The 20,124-nt window shown below is 64.1% G+C and carries 18 protein-coding genes; 5 read left to right on the top strand and 13 right to left on the bottom strand.

What is annotated here, in order from left to right:
* Positions 1 to 12 precede the first annotated feature (12 nt).
* Positions 13 to 2,700 carry a TonB-dependent receptor gene (locus tag FAX90_RS06155; protein ID WP_144096396.1) on the bottom strand — a complete coding sequence of 896 codons (2,688 nt, stop codon included), beginning with the start codon at positions 2,698 to 2,700 and terminating at the stop codon, positions 13 to 15.
* A gap of 273 nt (positions 2,701 to 2,973) precedes the next feature.
* Here FAX90_RS06155 and typA point away from each other — a divergent pair, with 273 nt between their 5' ends.
* The gene (typA, locus tag FAX90_RS06150) at positions 2,974 to 4,797 is read left to right on the top strand and encodes a translational GTPase TypA (RefSeq protein WP_144096395.1); all 1,824 of its coding nucleotides are present in this window, start codon (positions 2,974 to 2,976) and stop codon (positions 4,795 to 4,797) included.
* Positions 4,798 to 4,804: 7 nt separating this feature from the next.
* Here typA and FAX90_RS06145 read toward each other — a convergent pair whose 3' ends face one another.
* Both FAX90_RS06145 and FAX90_RS06140 read right to left on the bottom strand, forming a co-directional pair.
* Complete coding sequence (locus tag FAX90_RS06145) at positions 4,805 to 5,560, bottom strand: SDR family oxidoreductase (RefSeq protein WP_144096394.1); 756 nt, start codon at positions 5,558 to 5,560, stop codon at positions 4,805 to 4,807.
* Positions 5,561 to 5,582: 22 nt separating this feature from the next.
* Positions 5,583 to 6,338, bottom strand: a complete 756-nt coding sequence (locus FAX90_RS06140; RefSeq protein ID WP_144096393.1) for a hypothetical protein — start codon at positions 6,336 to 6,338, stop codon at positions 5,583 to 5,585.
* 95 nt (positions 6,339 to 6,433) lie between these two features.
* Here FAX90_RS06140 and FAX90_RS06135 point away from each other — a divergent pair, with 95 nt between their 5' ends.
* Positions 6,434 to 7,897 carry an ArnT family glycosyltransferase gene (locus tag FAX90_RS06135; protein ID WP_144096392.1) on the top strand — a complete coding sequence of 488 codons (1,464 nt, stop codon included), beginning with the start codon at positions 6,434 to 6,436 and terminating at the stop codon, positions 7,895 to 7,897.
* Here FAX90_RS06135 and FAX90_RS06130 read toward each other — a convergent pair.
* Positions 7,888 to 9,372: a hypothetical protein gene (locus tag FAX90_RS06130; protein WP_144096391.1), complete on the bottom strand. Its 1,485-nt coding sequence runs from the start codon at positions 9,370 to 9,372 to the stop codon at positions 7,888 to 7,890. The two genes, FAX90_RS06135 and FAX90_RS06130, sit on opposite strands and share 10 nt — an antisense overlap.
* A gap of 135 nt (positions 9,373 to 9,507) precedes the next feature.
* Here FAX90_RS06130 and ggt point away from each other — a divergent pair, with 135 nt between their 5' ends.
* The 3 genes from ggt to FAX90_RS06115 are packed head-to-tail and all read left to right on the top strand — an operon-like array spanning position 9,508 to position 12,440.
* Positions 9,508 to 11,283, top strand: coding sequence for a gamma-glutamyltransferase (gene ggt / locus FAX90_RS06125; RefSeq protein ID WP_144096390.1), 1,776 nt, complete (start codon positions 9,508 to 9,510; stop codon positions 11,281 to 11,283).
* Positions 11,284 to 11,311: 28 nt separating this feature from the next.
* Positions 11,312 to 11,965, top strand: coding sequence for a 6-phosphogluconolactonase (locus FAX90_RS06120; protein ID WP_144096389.1), 654 nt, complete (start codon positions 11,312 to 11,314; stop codon positions 11,963 to 11,965).
* A gap of 52 nt (positions 11,966 to 12,017) precedes the next feature.
* Positions 12,018 to 12,440, top strand: coding sequence for an NUDIX domain-containing protein (locus FAX90_RS06115; protein ID WP_144096388.1), 423 nt, complete (start codon positions 12,018 to 12,020; stop codon positions 12,438 to 12,440).
* A 1-nt stretch (position 12,441) separates the two neighbouring features.
* On the opposite strand, the gene FAX90_RS06110 is transcribed toward FAX90_RS06115, so the two are convergent.
* Genes FAX90_RS06110 through ccoO form a run of 9 tightly spaced genes read right to left on the bottom strand, consistent with a single transcriptional unit; the run spans position 12,442 to position 20,119 of the window.
* Positions 12,442 to 13,752, bottom strand: coding sequence for a radical SAM protein (locus tag FAX90_RS06110; RefSeq protein ID WP_144096387.1), 1,311 nt, complete (start codon positions 13,750 to 13,752; stop codon positions 12,442 to 12,444).
* 49 nt (positions 13,753 to 13,801) lie between these two features.
* Positions 13,802 to 14,023, bottom strand: coding sequence for a hypothetical protein (locus FAX90_RS06105; protein WP_144096386.1), 222 nt, complete (start codon positions 14,021 to 14,023; stop codon positions 13,802 to 13,804).
* Complete coding sequence (ccoS, locus tag FAX90_RS06100) at positions 14,020 to 14,169, bottom strand: cbb3-type cytochrome oxidase assembly protein CcoS (RefSeq protein WP_144096385.1); 150 nt, start codon at positions 14,167 to 14,169, stop codon at positions 14,020 to 14,022. The genes FAX90_RS06105 and ccoS overlap by 4 nt, the downstream gene beginning before the upstream one ends.
* Positions 14,166 to 16,295 (bottom strand): heavy metal translocating P-type ATPase, encoded by a 2,130-nt coding sequence (locus tag FAX90_RS06095; protein ID WP_276612206.1) that lies wholly within the window; start codon positions 16,293 to 16,295, stop codon positions 14,166 to 14,168. Before FAX90_RS06095 ends, ccoS begins: the two co-directional genes overlap by 4 nt.
* Positions 16,292 to 16,762, bottom strand: a complete 471-nt coding sequence (locus FAX90_RS06090; RefSeq protein WP_338080252.1) for a FixH family protein — start codon at positions 16,760 to 16,762, stop codon at positions 16,292 to 16,294. Before FAX90_RS06090 ends, FAX90_RS06095 begins: the two co-directional genes overlap by 4 nt.
* On the bottom strand, positions 16,762 to 18,303 hold the full coding sequence (gene ccoG, locus FAX90_RS06085; RefSeq protein WP_144096384.1) for a cytochrome c oxidase accessory protein CcoG: 1,542 nt from the start codon (positions 18,301 to 18,303) through the stop codon (positions 16,762 to 16,764). The genes FAX90_RS06090 and ccoG overlap by 1 nt, the downstream gene beginning before the upstream one ends.
* A complete protein-coding gene (ccoP, locus tag FAX90_RS06080; RefSeq protein ID WP_144096383.1) occupies positions 18,290 to 19,210 on the bottom strand; it encodes a cytochrome-c oxidase, cbb3-type subunit III in 921 nt (306 codons plus the stop codon). Before ccoP ends, ccoG begins: the two co-directional genes overlap by 14 nt.
* Positions 19,203 to 19,373, bottom strand: coding sequence for a cbb3-type cytochrome c oxidase subunit 3 (locus tag FAX90_RS06075; protein ID WP_144096382.1), 171 nt, complete (start codon positions 19,371 to 19,373; stop codon positions 19,203 to 19,205). The genes ccoP and FAX90_RS06075 overlap by 8 nt, the downstream gene beginning before the upstream one ends.
* Positions 19,370 to 20,119 carry a cytochrome-c oxidase, cbb3-type subunit II gene (ccoO, locus tag FAX90_RS06070; RefSeq protein WP_144096381.1) on the bottom strand — a complete coding sequence of 250 codons (750 nt, stop codon included), beginning with the start codon at positions 20,117 to 20,119 and terminating at the stop codon, positions 19,370 to 19,372. Before ccoO ends, FAX90_RS06075 begins: the two co-directional genes overlap by 4 nt.
* Positions 20,120 to 20,124 lie beyond the last annotated feature (5 nt).

Below are 20,124 nucleotides of genomic sequence, written 5' to 3'. Positions count from 1 at the left end.
CTTGAAAGCGGATCAGAACTTGTAGCGTGCCGTCACGCCGTAAGTACGCGGCTGGTTCGGGTAACCCGAAATGCTCAACGGCTGGATCGGCGTGTCGAAGATCGACTGCAGGTAGCGGTCGTTCGTGATGTTGCGACCCCAGACCGACAGTTGCAGCCCGTTCTGCATGGCATAAGTCAGCGAGGCGTTCACTTCGTTGACTTCGCGCTGGAACTGCGCGGCGGCGCCGATGGCCGCGGCCTGGCCGAATTCGATGAAGCCGGGCAGGCCTTCGACGATCTGCACCGCCGATTCGTGGTGATAGTCGCCACGCGCGATCAGCGCGTCGCCGTTGCCGAAATCATGCGTGTACTGCGCCGACCACGTTGCCGAGATCGCCGGAACGCCGGCCACGGCCGTGCCCGAAAGGTCGCCCACGCCCGACAGCGGGAAGTCCTTGTACTCGCTGTCGAGGTAGGTGACCGCCATGCGCAGCAGCAGCGGATCGACCGGACGGACCGAGCCGTCGAATTCGAAACCGATGGCTTCCTGCTTGCCCGCGTTGGCAAGGAAGAAGCCGGTGCCGGTGAAGATGTTCGACTGGAATCCGGTGATTGTCTGCCTGAAGGCGGCAAAGGTGAAGTTCGCCGGACCGAAATCGCCCTTCAGGCCAAGCTCTATAACCTTGGAATCCTCAGCATCCGCAAAGCGGCTGCCGTATTCCTGCGTCGGGAAGTCGAGCCCCGCCGCCTCGATCGAGGCACGGTCGGCAAACGCCGGACGGCTGTCGCGCGACAGGTTGACCGACGGTGCCTTATACCCTGTCGCATAGGACAAGTAGGCATTGAGGCTGTCGGTCACGTCATAGGCGACGCGCAGGGTGTAGGAGATATCGTCGTCGCTCAGCTTCCCGCTCTCGACCGAGTTGGGGACGTTGAGGAACGGCGGCAGGTACTGCAACGCGGCAAGGTTGCCGATAGGCGCGGCCGCAGCAGCGGCGCCGGTGGCGATCTGCTGATAGAGGTCCGGCTGGCTGCCTGCGAAAGCGGCGATCTGGTCGGCCGTGGCGAAACCACCCGGAACGCCCAGGATGCCGCCAACCGTCTGGCTGATGCCGGCCTGCGTCGCGCCGGTCACGAACGCGTCGAGATCGAGCGAGGAGAACACGTCGGAGCTGACCACGTTGGTCGAGAACTTCTTCTTGTCCTTCGTGTAGTTGATGCCAGCCGTCAGCGTCAGGCGGTCGGTGACGTAGAAGTCCATCTGCCCGAACAGGCTCAGCGCCTCGTTGTCGAGCGTGTAGGCTTCGTCGAGACCGCGGTTGCCGATGAAGAACTGGTTGTCGAACACGCCCGGCGCACCGGCCAGCTGGCCGAAGAACTGCTCCAGGCTCGGAACGTCGAACGCCCCGCCGCTGAGGCCGGAAATGCCGATGTTCGCGAACTGGCGCAGGTCGTCGCCGTAATAGAGCTGGTTCACCTGATCGATGGATTCATCGAAGTAGAACGCGCCCAGCAGCAGGTCGACCGGACCGAACGAGGCGTTCGCGCGGAATTCCTGCGTGAACGTGCGGATCGACAGGTCCTGGAAGTTGCGGCTGATGAGGTCCGCACCGGTGAAGTCCGAATCCTGGTTGGTGATGGCATCGACGCCGCGATAGGCGGTGATCGAGGTCAGCTTGAACGGGCCGAAGCCGAAATCCATCTGGCCCGAGAAGCCCCAGTTCTCGATGTCGTTCGTGCTGGGGAAGTTCGAATAGATGACATCGGCATAGGGATCGTTCGGGTCCGAATTGCCGGCACCCAGGCCGAACGGGGCGGGGGCGGTGATCGCGGCGCCGATCGGACCTTCCTGCAACAGCACGTTGGCGCAGCAGTTCTCGTTGGTCTTTTCATAGTCGCCGATCAGGCGGACCTTGAAGACGCCGCCCGGTTCGAACAGCAGCTGGCCGCGAGTGAACCAGCGGTCACGCTCGTTCGTCTTGCCGCCGGTGCCGAGGTCGGTGATGTAGCCGTCACGCTTGTTGATGCCGCCGCCGATGGAGGCCGCGATCGTGTCGGTCAGCGGGCCATAGACGTTCGCCTTGGCGACCATCGAGTCGAAGTTGCCGTAGCTCACTTCGGCTTCGCCGCCGAAGGTAAAGCGCGGTTCTGCCGTCACGACGGAGATGACGCCGGCGCTGGCATTCTTGCCGAACAGCGTCGACTGCGGACCGCGCAGCACTTCGATGCGTTGCAGGTCGGGCAGGTCGTTGATGCGCGCGGCAGAGCGCGAACGGTAAACGCCGTCGACGAAGACGCCGACCGAGGGTTCGATACCGGCGTTGTTCGCGCCGTTGCCGAAGCCGCGAATGATGAAATTGGTGTTCGCGCTCGACTGAAGCTGCGTCACCTTCAGCGAAGGGGCAATGCTGGTCAGATCCTTTAGGTCGCGGATTTCGGCGCGCTCAAGGTCTTCCTCGGTCGTCACGGTAACGGCGACCGGCACGTCCTGAAGCGTCTGTTCGCGCTTCGTCGCGGTCACGATGATGGTGTTGCTGTCGCTCGACGGCTCCGCATATTCGGTTGCCGGTTCGGCATACTCGACTTCCTCGGTAACCTCGATTTCGACTTCTTCCGTCGTATCCTGGGCCAGCGCAGGCGCGGCCATGACCGCCGCCAGGGCGCAGCTGGATGTCAAAACCGTACGAACGGCAAAACGGCCGGTCGGGATCGTTTGCATGGGTAGCGTTCCTCTACTCTCAACCAGCCGGGTTGTTCTGTCTTGGGGGATTCCGGTGGCTTCTCACCTATACGTAAGGCTATTAACCGATGGTGGCAATCCTTACCTTACGTATAGGTTAACGGAATTTCCCGTAGCGTTGCGAAGATGCCACGCCCTTATTTGCTTGCTGCATCGCATCATTTTCGGTAGGGCGCGCGGCGCCTCGCCGGTGGATTTCGGCCCGCGTTGCACATACCCGCCAAAAAACACGAATTTTCGAGGCTTCCGACCATGTCCGCCGAGCTGCGCAACATTGCTATTATCGCCCACGTCGACCACGGGAAGACCACCCTGGTCGACCAGTTGTTCCGGCAGTCCGGCACTTTCCGCGACAACCAGCGCGTCGAGGAACGCGCCATGGATTCCAACGATCTGGAAAAGGAACGCGGGATCACCATCCTTGCGAAGCCGACCTCGATCGAGTGGGAAGGCCTGCGAATCAACATCGTCGACACCCCCGGCCACGCCGACTTCGGCGCAGAGGTGGAACGCATCCTCTCGATGGTCGACGGCGTCATCCTGCTGGTCGACAGCGCGGAAGGCGCGATGCCGCAGACCAAGTTCGTGACCGGCAAGGCGCTGGCACTGGGCCTGAAGCCGATCGTCGTCGTCAACAAGATCGACCGTCCCGACGGCCGTCCCGAAGAAGTGCTCGACGAAGTGTTCGACCTCTTCGTGAACCTGGGCGCGAACGACGAACAGCTCGAATTCCCGATTCTCTACGCATCGGGCCGCAACGGTTATGCCAGCGAGGACATCACCGCCCGCGAAGGCAGCCTGACGCCGATGTTCGAACTGATCCGCGATCACGTTCCGGCCCCGGGTCTCGACGTCGATGCGCCGTTCTCGTTCCTTGCCACCCTGCTCGACCGCGACAATTTCATGGGCCGCGTTCTGACGGGCCGCGTCCAGTCGGGCACGATCAAGGTCAACGACCCGATTCGCGCCATGGATATGGACGGCAAGATCATCGAAACGGGCCGCGCATCGAAGCTGCTCTCGTTCCGCGGTCTTGAACGCGTGCCGGTAGAAGAAGCACGCGCAGGCGACATCATCGCGCTGGCGGGCCTTGAAAAGGCGACCGTCGCGAACACCATCGCCGACCCCGCCGTGACCGAACCGATCGCCGCACAGCCGATCGACCCGCCGACGCTGGCCATGCGCTTTGCTGTCAACGACAGCCCCTTCGCGGGCCGCGAAGGCGACAAGGTGACGAGCCGCCTGATCCGCGACCGCCTGATGCGCGAGATGGAAACCAACGTCGCCATCCGCGTCACCGAATCGGCCGACAAGGACAGCTTCGAAGTCGCCGGTCGCGGCGAACTTCAGCTGGGCGTCGTGATCGAGACGATGCGCCGCGAAGGTTTCGAGCTTGGCATCTCGCGTCCCCGCGTGCTGCTGCGCGAAGAAAACGGCCAGCGCACCGAACCGTACGAAGCCGTCGTGATCGACGTCGATGACGAGTTTTCGGGCACGGTTGTCGAGAAGATGCAGCGCCGCAAGGCAGAGCTGACCGAAATGCGCCCCTCGGGCCCGGGCAAGACTCGTCTCGGTTTCCTCGCCCCGTCGCGCGGCCTTATCGGCTATCACGGCGAATTCCTGTCCGACACGCGCGGCACGGGCATCATGAACCGCCTGTTCGACAGCTACGGCCCCTACAAGGGCCCGATCGAAGGCCGCCAGAACGGCGTCCTGATCTCGAACTGCACCGGTGAGGCCGTCGGCTACGCGCTGAACGCGCTCGAAGATCGCGGCATCCTTTTCGTGAGCCCGCAGGAAAAGGTCTACGAAGGCATGGTGATCGGCGAGAACGCCAAGCCGGACGATCTTGAGGTCAACCCGCTCAAGTCGAAGCAGCTCACCAACTTCCGCTCGACCGGCAAGGATGACGCCATCCGCCTGACCCCGCCGAAGAAGATGACGCTGGAACAGGCCATCGCCTATATCGACGATGACGAGATGGTCGAAGTCACTCCGCAGACGATCCGCCTGCGCAAGGCCCTGCTCGACCCGCATGAGCGCAAGAAGGCCCGTCGCAAGGCCGACGCGGCGTAAGCCAGCGCTATCCCGACAGGGGCCCGTCCAGCCATTCGGCATGGTGGGCCTCGTCGAAAATGTTCCAGTCCCCGGCGGCGAAAGCTTCGTCGCCGGTGGATCGCAGCAGCCAGTAAAGAAATTCCGCCACCCGTTCGGGGCGGATCAGCCGGCCATCGTCCCGGAAACCGAGAAAAACGGCTGACGAAGGATGGTCGTTCTCGCGCGCCGCGTCCTGCATCGGGCCGATGACGACGCCCGGCATCGCCGAACCCACGGTCACCCCGCTTCCCGCCAGATCCGCGTTCCAGGCGTCCTTGGCCATCAGCAGCGCGGCCTTCGATATGCAGTAAAGGCCGTTGCCCGCCAGCGTTCGGTGCGCCGATCCCGAAGACAGGTGCAGCACTCGCCCGCCTTTCGCCATGCGCGGCAGGAGATCGCGGGTCAGGAACAGCGGCGCTTCCAGATTGATCGCCATCATCGCGTGGTACGAGGCACTCGTCATCTCGCGCATGTCCTCAAGCGAGGCGATGGCTGCGCTGTGGACCAGGGCGCGCACTTCGTCCTCCTCCCTCAACGCAGCGGCGGCTGCCACGCGGCCAGCGGGACTGGCCAAATCGCAGGGAACGACGGCGATCAGGTGGGGGAAGGCGGCTTTCAGGGTTTCCAATTCGTCCGCGCGGCGGGCCAGGGCCAGCACGCGTTCCCCCTTGGCGGCAAATTGCAGGCACAGCGCGCGGCCGACCCCGCTGCTCGCGCCCGTGACCACGTTGATCTGTGCCATATTCCCTCCTGTCGCAGCCGCTTCAGCCGATTGAACGTTCGCCCAGCATGATCACCGAATAGACCAGCGCCCCGCCAAGGAAGGGGCCGAACCGGCTGGACCGGTCTTCGGGCAGTTCCTCTTTCAGCGTGTTGAGAATGATCCCGCCTGCCAGAAACGCGAAGAGAAATCCGATGGCCACCGGCGGCAGAGACACCGCAAGTCCCAGCGCCCAGCCAGCGATGACACTGGCCGACAGAACCCACCGCCCGCGTTTCTCATAGGCCTCTGGATGGTCGATCCGCATGCCGTAATCGCTGGTCAGGAAATGCAGCGTCATCGCGATGAAGTAGAGCGCGAGCGGCCAGGGTCCGGTCTCTTCCCGGTGCAGCAGCAGGTAGCCGACCAGCAGGTTGAGCACGGCATAGGACCCGGCGTGGACCCATTCGAGGTGATCCTCGATCCGGTCGCCCTGTCCCTTCGCGCGCGAACGCTGGCGCGACACTTTCACCATCCGCTCCAGCCCATAGAAGCAAACCAGCCCGATCAGCGTCAGCGAATAGACGAGCGTTTCGGCCAGCTTCGCGCTTAGCCGCAGTTCGTGTGCGAATATTTTCTGGTGCGCACCCAGATCGGGCAGCACGTGCAGAAAGATATAGGCCACCGCGACGCCGCCCGAAAACGAAAGCCAGGCACTGCGCGGCGAAACGTCCAGAAACCGCAAGCGATAGATATTGAGATGCACGGCCGCGAAGACGGCGACGAACAGGCCGGTGACGATGACGAGGGGACTGGGCATCAAGCGTAGTTGCGGCATCGCGCAGCAATCGGCAAGATCGCAGGCGGGGGCATCGCGGGTTGTCCGCGAAGTTTGCGTTCAGGGGGCCGTCAATCGTGCAGAACCGTTTCCGGTCATGGCAAGGCGCGGGTGCCTTTCTGCTTTTCGCGGTTTGTTCGGCGCTGCTGCGCCTGCCGCATTTCGGCAATCCGGCTCCTGATTTCGACGAACAGCTTTACCACCTCATCGGCTCGCGCATGCTCGACGGGTATGTGCCCTATGTTGACCTGTGGGACAGGAAGCCGATCGGACTGTTCCTGATCTATGCTTTCGGCGCTCTGATAAGCGGGGGCAGCGTCTACGGTTACCAGGTGCTTGCGGCCTTGAGCGCGGCGTGGACGGCCTGGCTCGCCTGGACGATCTCGCGCCGCTTCGCCGGGCAATTCGCCTGCGTCGTCGGCGGCCTGATGTGCCTGCTGGCCTTCCCGATGTACTATGGGCCAGTGGGGCAGAGCGAGGTGTTCTATATCCCGATCACGCTGCTCATGCTGCTGTTCACGCTGCGCGCGAGCGAGGCGGACGATCGAGAGTTCGTGAAGTTCGCGATGATCGCGATGGCGCTGGGCGGACTGTCGCTACAGGTGAAATACACCGCCGTTTTCGTCTGCATCGCCTGCGGGATATCGCTCTTGGTCATCGCGTGGCAGCGGTTCCGGGATGTGAAGCGCGTTTTCGGTCTGGCGGCGCTGTTCGGCATTCTGGGTGTCTTGCCGACGCTGATCGCCGCGCTCGTCTATGCCGCGATGGGGCAGCTTGACGCGTTTCTGTTCGCGAACTTCTTTTCGATCCTCGAACGCGGGCGCCCGTCGGGCGCTGCGACGGTCATGTGGGGGAAAGTGATATTGGTGAAGGCGCTCCTGCCCGCCTGTGCGGCCGTGGCGGGCGTGCTGCTGGTTCTGATGCGGCGACAGCTGACCGGTGGGAGGGTGATCGTCCTGGCTTACGCGGCCGGGGCCTTGATTTCGTATTTCGCGCTGGGCTCGGCTTACCCGTATTACTTTATTGCGGCGGCGATTGGCTGCAATCTGCTGGCCGTCTGGCTGATCGATGAGCCGATCATCGGAAAGCTGGTCGCCGTCATTTTGATTGCAGTCAGCTTTTGGGCTGGGCGTGTGGTTTTGCAGTGGTCCGATGCTTCTGAACAGAAGGCCGCAATCGAAAAATTGGCCGATGCAGTTCGGCCCTACGTATCGGCTAAGCGCTGCCTTTTTGTCTTTGATGGACCAACAGCGCTCTACTCGCTTTCCGATACCTGCTTTCCCACTCGTTACATCTACCCGGACCATCTCAACAATGCATTGGAGCGCAATTCACTCGGCATCGATCAGGCGAAAGAAATCGAAAGGGTTCTGAGTTCCCGACCCGGCGCTGTCGTGATCGCGCCACAAATTGCGGGATCGGCAGAACATCGGGCGAATCGAAAGTCAGTCAATGATTTTCTCACCCGAAACTGCCAGCTAGTGGAGAAGGCTGCGCTTTCGAGCAGATACGTGTCCGTCTTTCGCTGCGCTCAGCCGTAGCACGCAGATTTGATCTCGATCTTCCACCTCGACCATTGCTCCAGAAGTTCGATTTCCCGCTCGTCACGGCAGTGAAGCGCGATATAGCGCCTCACGGCAGCAAAAGTTTCGAGGTTCGCAGGTAGGCCGCGCGCAGTCGGGGCAAGAACGATGGCTCTGGGTTTCTTCGCAAGTTCCGCTCGGACAACCTCCAGCGTATTGACGTGCGCGACATCTTTCTCGGATTCCATGTTGAGGTGGCTGGGCATGAATATGACGGGCAGATCGCCCTGCTTCCGATAATTATAGACCATCACCGGTCCTTCGAAGACCAGTACCCTTGCATCGGGGTCCGAAGGCAGCGCCGCCAATAGCGTGTCGAAGTCCTTGATGGACTGATCCGTATAGGCCTGCCGTAAGGGTGGCGCGGTAACGGCGCCATAGCTGATCGAGGCGAGCGCGATCAGCGGGCCGAGATGCCTTATGCCGAAAGCCGGTGCTGCCGCGACCACGACCGGCAGGAGGAGCGGCAGGATGTAGTGAATCCAGAAGTTCGGAACGAGCGCGACGCCGATCACACCTGCGATCAGCCAGCCTGCGATAAACGCCCGGTCGCGGCGGGCGAGGCCCGCCCGCTGCGTGAACGTCAGGGCAATCCCGATCCCGATCGGCAGCAAATAGATGAAGCGGACCAGCGCCCTGCGCGCCATCTGTTCCGCGTCGGGATAGGCCTTGTCGAGGTTCGACAGGAACATGGCCTGATAGAATTCGTACCAGTAACCCGACAGCGCATAGAACAAGCCGGTCATCGCAAAGGGAAAGATACCGATCGCCATCGCGGCAAGGGCCGTGATGGCGATACGCGCCTGGGTCGCGCCGTTTCTGTACAGGCGATAAAGCACGAACAGGCCGAAAAACGCGCTTTCCGCGATGGCGGTCTGCTTTACGGTCAGCGCGAGACCGCACATCGCCATGGCGGTCCACACGCGCCAGTCAGGGCGGGCACTGTCATCTTTCGTCCATTTCACGATCAGCAGGGCGGCGATGGCGATGAACAGGTTGTAGAATACGGGTGCCTGTCCGCCTTGACCCCCGAACACGCCGAGAGCGGCGATATAGAGCAATGCCGCCAAAATGCTGGCGAGCGGCGTCGTCCACTGCCGCGCAATCGCGTAGATCGCGATGCCGGTCGCGCTGACGAAAAGCCAAGCGGCGATCTGATACGATATGACCTGGTCCGAGAAGAACCCGATCAGGTAATAGATCAGGAACAGCCCGAAAGGCTTGCGATCCCAAAGGTCTACATACGGCAGGTCGCCCGCGTGCATCCTTTGGCCGACCACGAAATAGAATTCGTCGTCGACGTGAAGCGTCGGATTGCCAAACAGCGTGTAACGCCAGACCAGTGCGAAAAGCACGATCGTTGCCGCGACGATCACACGGCGCAGCGGTGCACTGATGACAGGCCAGCGGCCGGTTTTTCGAATTTCCCCCATCACCTGCGATGTTTGGCGCGTGGATCGTGCCAGCGCAAGATGGTGGATCGCTACCGCCACACTTGCCCTGTGCCCTGTGCGCTCATAGCGTGGTCTCGGTTGAAACCATTTCCCTAACAATGGGCAGGCCCACGCATGATCAGAACTTTCTTCCCGCTTGCCATCGCCATCGCCATGGCGGCAGTCCCCGCAGTAGCGCAGGACAGGGCCGCCACCGAAGAGATCGGTGCCGGGGCGCGGCCGGTGGGGGCCGATTGGTCGCGTAGTCCGGTCATGGCGATGAACGGCATGGCGGCTACGGCCCAGCCACTAGCGACGCAGATCGCGCTCGACATCCTGCAACAGGGCGGCAGCGCGGTCGATGCGGCGATTGCGGCCAACGCCGCGCTTGGCCTGATGGAGCCGACCGGCAACGGCATCGGCGGCGATCTGTTCGCCATCGTGCTCGACCCCGCGACCGGCGAATTGCACGGGATCAACGGGTCCGGCCGCACGCCGCGCGGGCAAACACTGGCGCAGCTGAAGGCGCAGCTGGGCGATGCGGCGTCCATCCCGCCGGTCGGTCCGCTTCCGGTGACGATCCCCGGCACGGTCGATGCGTGGTTCGAAATGCACGCGAAATACGGGAAGTTGCCGATGAGCCAGGTCCTGGCCCCGGCCGTGCGCTATGCCCGTGAAGGACATCCGATCGCGCCGGTCATCGGGTATTACCTGAACGGCAGCCTGAAAGCGTTCGAGCGCCGCATGCCAATGATCCCGGAGTTTGAAAATGCCCGCTCGGTCTGGTTCGCCGATGGCGCCCCGAAAGCGGGGGACGTCTTCAGGAACCCGAAACTTGCCGACACGCTGGAGGCGCTGGGCGAAAAGGGCCGGGACGAATTCTACAAAGGCGAGATGGCCCGCACAATGGCGGACTATCTAGAACGCACCGGATCGGCCCTGCGCTACGAGGATTTCGCCGCGCATCACAGCGATTGGGTGGAACCGGCCTGCGTTGCCTACAAGGACGGGTACGAGCTGTGCGAACTGCCGCCCAACGGACAGGGCTTTGCCGCGCTGCAGATGGTCAACATCCTGAAGAACGTCGACCTGTCGCAATATTCGCGCGGGTCCGCACAAGTGCTGCACTACATCACAGAGGCCAAGCGGCTGGCCTTTGCCGATGTCGCGCGGTTCTATGCCGACCCTGATTTTGCGAGATTCCCCGATGAACTTCTGTCGGACGAATACGGCCGCGAGCGGTTCGCGATGATCGATCCGGACAAGGCCAGCGCGGATTTCGCTCCGGGCGAACCCAAGCTTGAGGGGGAGGGCGATACGACCTACCTGACCGTCGCGGACAAGGACGGCATGATGGTCAGCCTGATCCAGTCCAACTATCGCGGCATGGGGTCCGGCCTGTCGCCCGACGGGCTGGGTTTCATGTTCCAGGACCGCGGCGAACTCTTCAGTCTCGATCCCGAACATCCCAATGCCTACGCACCGGGCAAGCGGCCCTTTCACACGATCATTCCCGCCTTCATCAAGAAGGACGGTAAACCGTGGATGAGCTTTGGCCTGATGGGCGGCGGTATGCAGCCGCAGGGCCATGTCCAGATCCTGGTCAATATCGTCGATTTCGGGATGAACCTGCAAGAAGCGGGCGATGCCGCGCGGCTGATGCATGACGGCGGACGCCAGCCGACCGAGGCGCTGGATGGACCCACGGCGGACCCGCTGGGCACGCTGTTCATCGAACCTGGTATTCCGGCCGAAACCGCGGAAAAGCTGCGCGCGATGGGGCACAAGGTCGAATACGACTACTCCGGCGTGCCTTTCGGCGGATACCAGGCGATTGCCCGCGACCCGGAAACCGGGGTCTTTACCGGCGCGACCGAAATGCGAAAGGATGGCATCGCCGCCGGATATTGATGGCACCTGCGCGCCGCCTGTGCGTTGCATGGGCACGACCCAATCGGAGAATACCCCCTTGCTTACCGAAATCGCCTTTCACCACGACGCCAGCGACGCCCAGATCGCCGATTGGCTGCACGCCCGCCTTGCCCACGAACTGGACCGCCGCGAAGGCACCGTCGCCATCACCGTGCCCGGCGGATCGACGCCGTTCCCGATCCTTGCGGAGCTGGCGAAGAAGGACCTCGACTGGTCGCGGCTGGAAATCTGGCCGGGCGATGACCGCTGCGTGCCCGCCGATCACGAGGCGAGCAATTTCGGACGTCTTGCTGCCACGCTGGAAGGGACGGGCGCCCGCGTCGTCCCGCTCGACGAAGGCAGCCAGCCGCCGCACTTTGCGCTGGCCTGGCTGGGCATGGGCGGTGACGGGCATATCGCCTCGCTGTTTCCCAACACCGATCCGCAAGTGGACGACGACCGGCAGGTCCGCCGCCTGACGCCTGATCCCTTGCCGCCGGAGGCACCGTTCGACCGCGTGACGATGACCCTGCCCAAGCTGTTGTCGGCAGAGGCGCTGATGTTCGTCATCCGGGGCGAGGACAAATTGCAGGTCTTCGAGGAAGCGGCGAAGGGCGATAACGACCTGCCCGTCGCGCGTCTGTTGGGCCACGCGCGAGGCGAAGTCTCCTGCTTTGCCTGACGTTCCTTTTGCGAACTTACTGCCCGCCGGGGTCCACCGGCGGTTGTTGCGCGTGGCGGAACTGGTCCGCAGGCGCTGGTGGCGATGGCGTAAACCCCGGTTGAGGGGGTGTGCCATCGTCGCGCGCAACCACGCGGGCGAGGTTCTGATGGTGCGCCATTCCTATCGCAAGCGGGACGAATGGCATGTGCCGACCGGCGGGGTTCGTGACGGCGAAGATGCCGAAGTCGCCGCCCGGCGCGAACTGGCCGAAGAAGTCGGCGTGACCGTCGCCACGATCACGCTGGTACATGTCGAGGAGATCGACCTGCACGGAGCGACAAACCTTGTCAGCGTCTTTGCCGCGACCTTTTCGGGCACGCCGGTACCCGATGATCGCGAGATCGCGGAGATCGCGTTCTTTGCGGCAGACGATCTTCCCGCGACGACGCCGGAGTGGGCGCGAAAGTACGTCGCGAAGGCCGTGACGCGCTAAATCAGACCGCGTTGCTGAACTTACGGTCGCTTTTCACGCGGTAGGGGTCGAAGCAGGCCGCGATCCCCCGTGCATAGGGCAGGGCATCGCTGGTCAGGATCAGCTGCCCGTCAAAGACATGGCATAGCCGCGCATCGAGGAAGGGTTGCAGGCGCGGGATCGCGCTTTGCAGTACTTCGACGTCCATCGCCGCGCGTCCGTGGCACAGGATCTGTTCGATGACCCGCCCGCGCCGCCGATCATCCTGACAGCGGGCGATGCCGTGCCGGGTCGGGTGCACGCCTTCACCTATCATCGCGCGATAGCGGCCCGCCGCCTTTTCGTTCTGATAGATGCCTTGCGGAAACTGGCTGATCGCGCTGGCACCAAGACCGATGACGACGGGGGCGGCATCGTCGGTAAAGCCTTGGAAATTGCGGTGCAGCTTCCCGCTCAGCGCCGCGCGCGACATCGGGTCGCCGGGCAGGGCGAAGTGATCGAACCCGACCTGATCGTATCCGTGGCCGACCAGACGGTCATAACCCGCCTGCATCATCTGGAACCGTTCGCGCGCGCCGGGCAGCGTGCTGCCGTCGATCTTCTTCTGGCGGGGGAACATTGAGGGGATGTGGGCGAGACCAAACAGCGCGATCCGGTCCGCCCCCATCCGTGCCGCGGTGTCGAGCGAGAGGAGCAGGCGTTCAAGGTCCTGTCCCGGCAAGCCGTACATCAGGTCGAAGTTCAGCGACGTGACGCCCGCGCGGCGCAGCATGTCTGTCGCGCGTTCGATCAGTTCGACCGGCTGGACGCGGCCGATGGCCTGCTGGATCGCGGGGTCGAACGTCTGCACGCCCAGACTGGCGCGTTCGACGCCCACGTGAGACAGCACTTCGCCCCACGGTTCGGTCAGCGTGCGCGGGTCCAGTTCGACCGAGAGCGTGGGATCGACCAGCGGGAAAGCCAGCGTCAGCGCATCGATCAGCCGCACGAATTCGATAGGCGCGATCGCATTCGGGCTGCCGCCGCCAAATGCGATGTGCCGCACGCGCGCACCTGCCGGAAGCCGGTTGCCGACCATCACGATTTCCGCCTGCAAGGCTTCGAGATAGGCGGCCAGCCGCTGTTGCCGGTTGGCCGCGCCCGTGTTGCACCCACAGTACCAGCAGATTTCGTGGCAATAGGGGATGTGAACGTAAAGCGAGACGTCCGAGTTCGCGCTGTCCAGCGCGGCCAGGAAATCGTCTTCGCCCGCCTCACCGAATTCGGCGGCAGTGGGATAGCTGGTATAGCGCGGTACGGGCACGGCCAGCAGGTCGGGAAGATAGGGCCACATGATGAAAACGGTTCTATCGCGCCTTGCCGGGTGGGTTCATTGCTTTCGATCAATCAGCGGCTTGTTGCGCCTTGATTTTTCTGCGCGAACGACACCCCTTTGCACAGCAGGGGGCAACGCCCTTGGCCGGGGCCTGTCCGTCGATGGGGATCGACATCGTGCCCCCGGTGCAGAGCGTCACCGTAATGGTGCGTCCGGCCTGTTCGGGCGGCATGCCGGTCATCGCCGGGACCAGCGCGACGGCGGCAAGGCTGGTCAGAAGGCCGTTCATGCCTCGTCCTCTTCATCGATCAGGATGCGCTGCGCCGCACCGTCCAAATCTTCGTACTGGCCGCTGCGCATCGACCAGAAGAACGCGGCCAAGCCCAGCCCGCCCATGCCCAGCGCGACGGGGATCAGGAACAGCAACCCGTTCATCGCCCGCCCCTTGCCGCGCGGGCGAGGAGCAGCGAATTGCCCACGACGACGAGCGAGGAAAGCGACATCGCAACCGCTGCGATCAGCGGGGTGACATATCCGGCAATCGCGATCGGCACGGCCAGGACGTTGTAGCCAGCGGCCATGACGAAGTTCTGGCGCACGGTCTTCATCGTGCGCCGCGCGACGCGGACGGCCAGCGGCACGGGCATCAGCGCCTCGCCCACGAAGACCGCGTCGGCGGCCTGCTGGCTGACGTCGCTGGCCCCGCCGGGCGCGATGGAGACGTGTGCTGCGGCAAGGGCCGGTCCGTCGTTCAACCCGTCGCCCACCATCAGCACTTTCTGGCCACTGGCGCGGCGGCGTTCCAGCTCGGCCAGCTTGTCGGCGGGCGACATGCCGCCGGTTGCGGGAATCGCGAATTCACAGGCCGCGCGGGACACCGCGTCGCTGCTGTCGCCCGATACGATGGCGCTGGCTATGCCGAGCGAGGCGAGGGCGTCGATGGCCTCTGCCGCGTCGGACCGCCATGGATCGGTAAAGACGATGACGCACTCGCGCTCATCGTTGTGCAAGACGACGGCAAGGCCTTCGCCGCCATGTTCGGGGCGCAGCAGCGACACGGGGCGGTAATTGAACCTGCCGCGCAGGCCTTCACCGGGCGTTTCCGCGATATCGGTGACGTCCGCCGCTCTTACGCCTGCCTGCCGCAGCGTCGCGGCCAATGCCTTGCTCAGCGGGTGGCGGCTCGCCTGTGCGAGCGCGAGGGCGACGGCGCGATCCTCTTCGCCCAGCGCCGCGATCGATGCGGGGCGCGGTTCGCCCAGTGTCAGCGTGCCGGTCTTGTCGAGAAGCGCGTGATCGACTTCGGCCAGGCGTTCCAGCGCGCTGCCGTCCTTGATCAGCAGGCCCCGCTTCATCAGCGCGCCAGCAGCCACGACTTGCGCCGCCGGAACCGCAAGGCCCAGCGCGCAGGGGCACGTGATGATCAGCACCGCAATCGCGATCAGCAGAGACTGGTGCACGCCCGCCCCCGCGATCATCCAGCCGAGGAACGTCAGCGCAGCGAGCGAGTGGACCGCCGGGGCGTAGAGTCGTGCTGCCCGGTCCGCCACGCGCACGTACTTGCTACGCGACTGTCCGGCCTCGTCCATCAGGCGGGCGATGTCGGCAATCGCGGTGTCTTCGGCGGCTGCGGTCACGCGCACGGTGACGGGGGCGTAGAGGTTGATGGTCCCGGCATGGACGATATCGCCGGGGCCAGCAGCCTCGGGCACGCTTTCGCCCGTCAGCATGGACCGGTCGAACCGGCTTTCGCCCGTAATGATCTCGCCATCGGCGGCCAGCGCCTCTCCGGCGGCGACCTGCATCGTCATGCCGGGGGCCAGGTCGGCGGCATCGACCCATTTCGTTTCGCCGCCCGGATAGGCGACTTGCGCGCCGCGCCCCATGCGCGAAAGCAGCGAAGCGATGCCCGAACGCGCCTTGTCGCGCATCACGGCATCGAGCACGCGGCCCGCCAGAAGGAAGAACAGCAGCATGACCGCGCCGTCGAAATAGGCGTGTTCGCCTCCGGTCAGCACTTCGTAAACGCTCATCCCCGTGGCCAGCAGGACGCCGATGGAAATCGGCACGTCCATATTGGTGCGGCGATAACGCAGCGCCATCGCGGCAGAGGCGAAGAAGGGGCGGCCTGAGTAGGCGACGGCGGGCAGGGCGATGGCGGCGGACAGCCAGTGGAACAGCTCTTTCGTGATGCCGTCCGCGCCCGACCAGACCGCGACGGACAGAAGCATGATGTTCATCATGGCAAAGCCCGCGACGGCCAGCGCGCGAAGCAGGCGTTTCGTTTCCGCGTCGTCGCGTGCCAGCGGGTTTTCCGCCACCGGCTGCGCCTCGAAACCCAGATGGTTGAGCGCATCGACAATCTGCGCGTCGGTCAGGTCCGGCGCATGGCTGACCGCGACGCGCTTGGCCGAAAAGTTAACGCGCGCCGCCGCGACCCCCGGCACTTCGGCCAGACCGCGCTCGATCTTGCCGATGCACCCGGCACAGCGCATGCCGGGCACGGTGAAGCGGCTGTCGATGCAGGCGGCGTCCGAAGAAGTGAGGGTGACCGCGTTCACGGCAAGGGCCTTTCCCCGCGCCACTGGGTGCCGTTGGCCTTGATATCGAACCGCAGGGTCCAGCGGCCCTCGGGCAGCGGGCGCGTGCTGGCCCAGGTGCCGTCCGAAGTCAGCACGAAGGTCAGCGCTTCGTCAGGCATGTGGCCCAGCGGGTGGCGGGCGATGGCCGTGACTTGCGATCCCGCGGGAACGCCTTCGGTCGTGAGCGTGACCCGCCCATCGGCGCGGTGCACCGGCGAGACGGCATAATCGAGCGCCTCGGACTGTTCCGCCCGGTCCAGCCATTCGTTGAAGTTCTGGCTGGCGACATAGGAGTTTTCGACGACCACACCGCCGAAGCTGGAAGTGGCGAGCGTTGCCATCAGCATGTTGACCGCGACGACCACGCCGAACCCGCCGACGAGGATCGCGGTCATGTGCTTGCCGGTGAAGCGGGGCTTTGCGGCAGAGGGGGACTTGCTCATCATCAGGGGGCCTCGGGTGCGTTGAACGCGGTTTCGGTACTGTCGCTTTCGCCCTCGGCGTCGAGGGCGGTGACCTTGAAGCTGAAGTCCTGTTCCTCGTTGCCGCGCGGGGCCATGACGTAGATGCGCAGCGGCAGGGTGACGTCGGCGGCGACTTCGCGGACGATAGAACGGGCCGCGGCATCGCGGTTCATGTCGTCGGTCCACATCATCGCGCCGGGCAGGCCCACGATGGACAGTTCCATTTCGCGCGGGCGGCTTTGCATGTTGCGCAGCTTTACGGTGTAGCTGTTGCGCACCGACCCGTCGCTCAGCAGCATGAAGGGCGGGTTGCGGTCGGGCTGGACGGTGATGCCCGTGCGTTCGCGCGCACCCAATGCGAAGAGCAGGGCGATGCCGATCGCCGACCACACGCCGAAATAGATCAACGTGCGCGGATGCATCAGTGTCTTGATGACGGGGCGGGGCGGATGGCCCGCGGCTTCGCGCTCGCAATCTTCGAGCGTTGCATAGTCGATCAAACCGCGCGGGCGGCCGACATCCTTCATCACCCGGTCGCAGGCATCGATGCACAGCGCGCACGTGATGCAGCCGATCTGCGCGCCTTCGCGGATGTCGATCCCGGTTGGGCAGACGGCGACGCACTGGTTGCAATCGACGCAGTCGCCGAACTTTTCAGGCTCTTTCTGTGATTTCTTCAGGCTGCCGCGCGGCTCTCCGCGCCAGTGCTTGTACGTCACGATCAGCGATTTTTCGTCGAGCATCGCGGTCTGGATACGCGGCCAGGGGCACATGTAGACGCAGACCTGTTCGCGCATGAACCCGCCCAGCCAGAAGGTCGTGCCGGTCAGGACCGCAACGGTGGCATAGGCGACGAATGCGGCATCGCCCGCCCAGAATTCGCGGGTCAGCGTCGGTGCGTCGGCGAAATACATGATCCACGCGCCGCCGGTCCAGAACGAGATGACGAGATAGATCGTCCACTTCCAGAACCGCCGCGCGGCCTTGCCCGCCGTCCACGGCGCCTTGTCGAGCCGTATGCGCGCATTGCGGTCGCCGTCGACGAAGCGGTCGACGTGCTGGAACAGGTCGGTCCACACCGTCTGCGGACAGGCATAGCCGCACCACGCGCGGCCGACCGCGCTGGTGACGAGGAACAGGCCGATGCCCGCCATGATGAGCAGGCCCGCGACGAAGTAGAATTCGTGGGGCCAGATCTCGATATCGAACATGTAGAAACGGCGGTTGGCCAGGTCGATCAGAACCGCCTGATCGGGGGCGTAGGGACCGCGGTCCCAGCGGATCCACGGCGTGCCGTAATAGATCGCCAGCGTGACGAACATGATCAGCCACTTGAAGCGGCGGAACGGTCCGTCGATCCGCTTGGGGTGGACCGTCTTGTGCTTTTCGTAAAGCGTGGCGGGCACGTCCGGCCCGGCAGGGGGCGGGGTGGAAGGCTTGCGCGCCGTTGCCGGATGGGCATCCTTGGCAACGCGCGCGCGATCTATGAGATCACCTTCAGGTAGGGGATCAGGGGGCTTCATCGACCTCGACCTCCGGGTCCTCGGCGATTTCGATGAAATCCTCACCGCCCCCAAGCGAATGGACGTAGGCGGCCAGCATCTTCACCGTCACCGGATCGAGCCGTTCGCCCCATGCGGGCATCATGCCGTAACGCGAATTGGTGATCGTCGCGGTCACGTCATCGCGGCTGCTGCCGTAAAGCCAGATGGCGTCGGCAAGGTTGGGCGCACCGAATTCGCGCAGCCCCGTGCCGTCGGACCCGTGACAGACAGCGCAGTTCGCCTCGAACAGCGCGCTGCCACGCTGCGATGCCGCGCTGGTCGGTTCAAGGCCCGACAGGCTGCGTACGAAGCTGGTGACGTCGGAAATTTCCGCACCGCTCAGGATACCGTCGCGGCCGAACGCGGGCATCTGGGAAAAGCGGGTTTCTTCGCCGTCCGGCTGGCGGATGCCGTGGACCAGCGTGTATTCGATGGCCTTGATGTCACCGCCCCACAGCCAGTCGTCGTCGTTGAGGTTGGGATACCCCTTCGACCCTGCCGCCCCGGCGCCGTGGCACTGGACGCAGTTGACGCGGAACGCCGCGGCCCCGCCCGAAATGGCGGCGCGCATCAGCGGCGATTCCGGGTCCAGCCGCTCGATCGGCGTGCGGGCAAGGGCCGCGACCACTTCGGAACGCTGTTTGCGCGCCGCGTCCATTTCCCTGGCCAGCTCGCCGCGGCTGGTCCAGCCCAGCACGCCTTCAGTACCCTGGCTGATCATCGGCCATGCCGGATAGGCGATGACGTAGCCGACCGCGAAGACGATCGTGGCGTAGAAAGTCCACAGCCACCAGCGCGGCAGCGGGGTGTTCAGTTCCTCGATCCCGTCCCATTCGTGGCCGACGGTTTCGGTGTTCGTGGCTTCGTCGAGTCTTTTCTCAGCCATCGTTCTCGTCCTTGAAGATCATCGTCGCCGCATCCTCGTTGCGCTGGCGGGCACCGGGCCGGAACGGCCAGGCGGCAAGCACGAGGAATACGAGCATCATGGTGAGCAGGCCCCAGCTGTCGGCGAGATGCCGCAGCGTTTCGTAGAAGGAGTGGCTGTTCACCGGCCCTTCTCCGTGGCGAGTTCTTCCTGCGCGGCGGCGGCGTCGACGTCGACCATCGTGCCGAGCACCTGCAGGTAGGCGATCAGCGCGTCCATTTCGGTCAGCTTCTGCGGCTTGCCGTCGAAGTCGCGCAAGTTGACCTTGTCGCCATAGCGTTCGGACAGGCCGGCGGTATCGGCCATCGGGTTCGCCTGCGCCTTCATGTCCGCGTCTGCGTTCTCGATCATCTCGTCCGAATAGGGCACGCCCACCCGCGACAGGGCAGTGAGGTTCGCGCTCATGTCGTGAACCGACAGCGGCGTTTCGGCGAGGAAGCCGTATTGCGGCATCACGCTTTCGGGCACCACCGACTGCGGGTTTTCAAGGTGCTGGACGTGCCATTCGTCGGAATAGCGGCCGCCCACGCGGGCAAGGTCCGGCCCGGTACGCTTCGACCCCCACTGGAACGGGTGGTCGTACATTGATTCGGCCGCAAGGCTGTAGTGGCCATAGCGTTCGACCTCGTCCCGGAAGGGGCGGATCATCTGGCTGTGGCAGACATAGCAGCCTTCGCGGACATAGATGTCGCGCCCTGCCTGTTCGAGCGGGGTGTAGGGGCGCATGCCGTTCACTTCCTCGATCGTGTTGTCGATCCAGAACAGCGGCGCGATTTCCACGATGCCGCCGATCGTGACGGTGGCGAATGCGGCCACGCCCAGCAGCGTGACGTTCTTTTCAAGCTTCTTGTGCTTTTCGGTCATGCTCATGGCAG

It is taken from the genome of Croceicoccus sediminis (assembly GCF_007570835.1).
GTDB lineage: Bacteria > Pseudomonadota > Alphaproteobacteria > Sphingomonadales > Sphingomonadaceae > Croceicoccus > Croceicoccus sediminis.
Note: the sequence above shows the minus strand (reverse complement) of the source record. Positions and strands in the feature narration are given on the sequence as shown.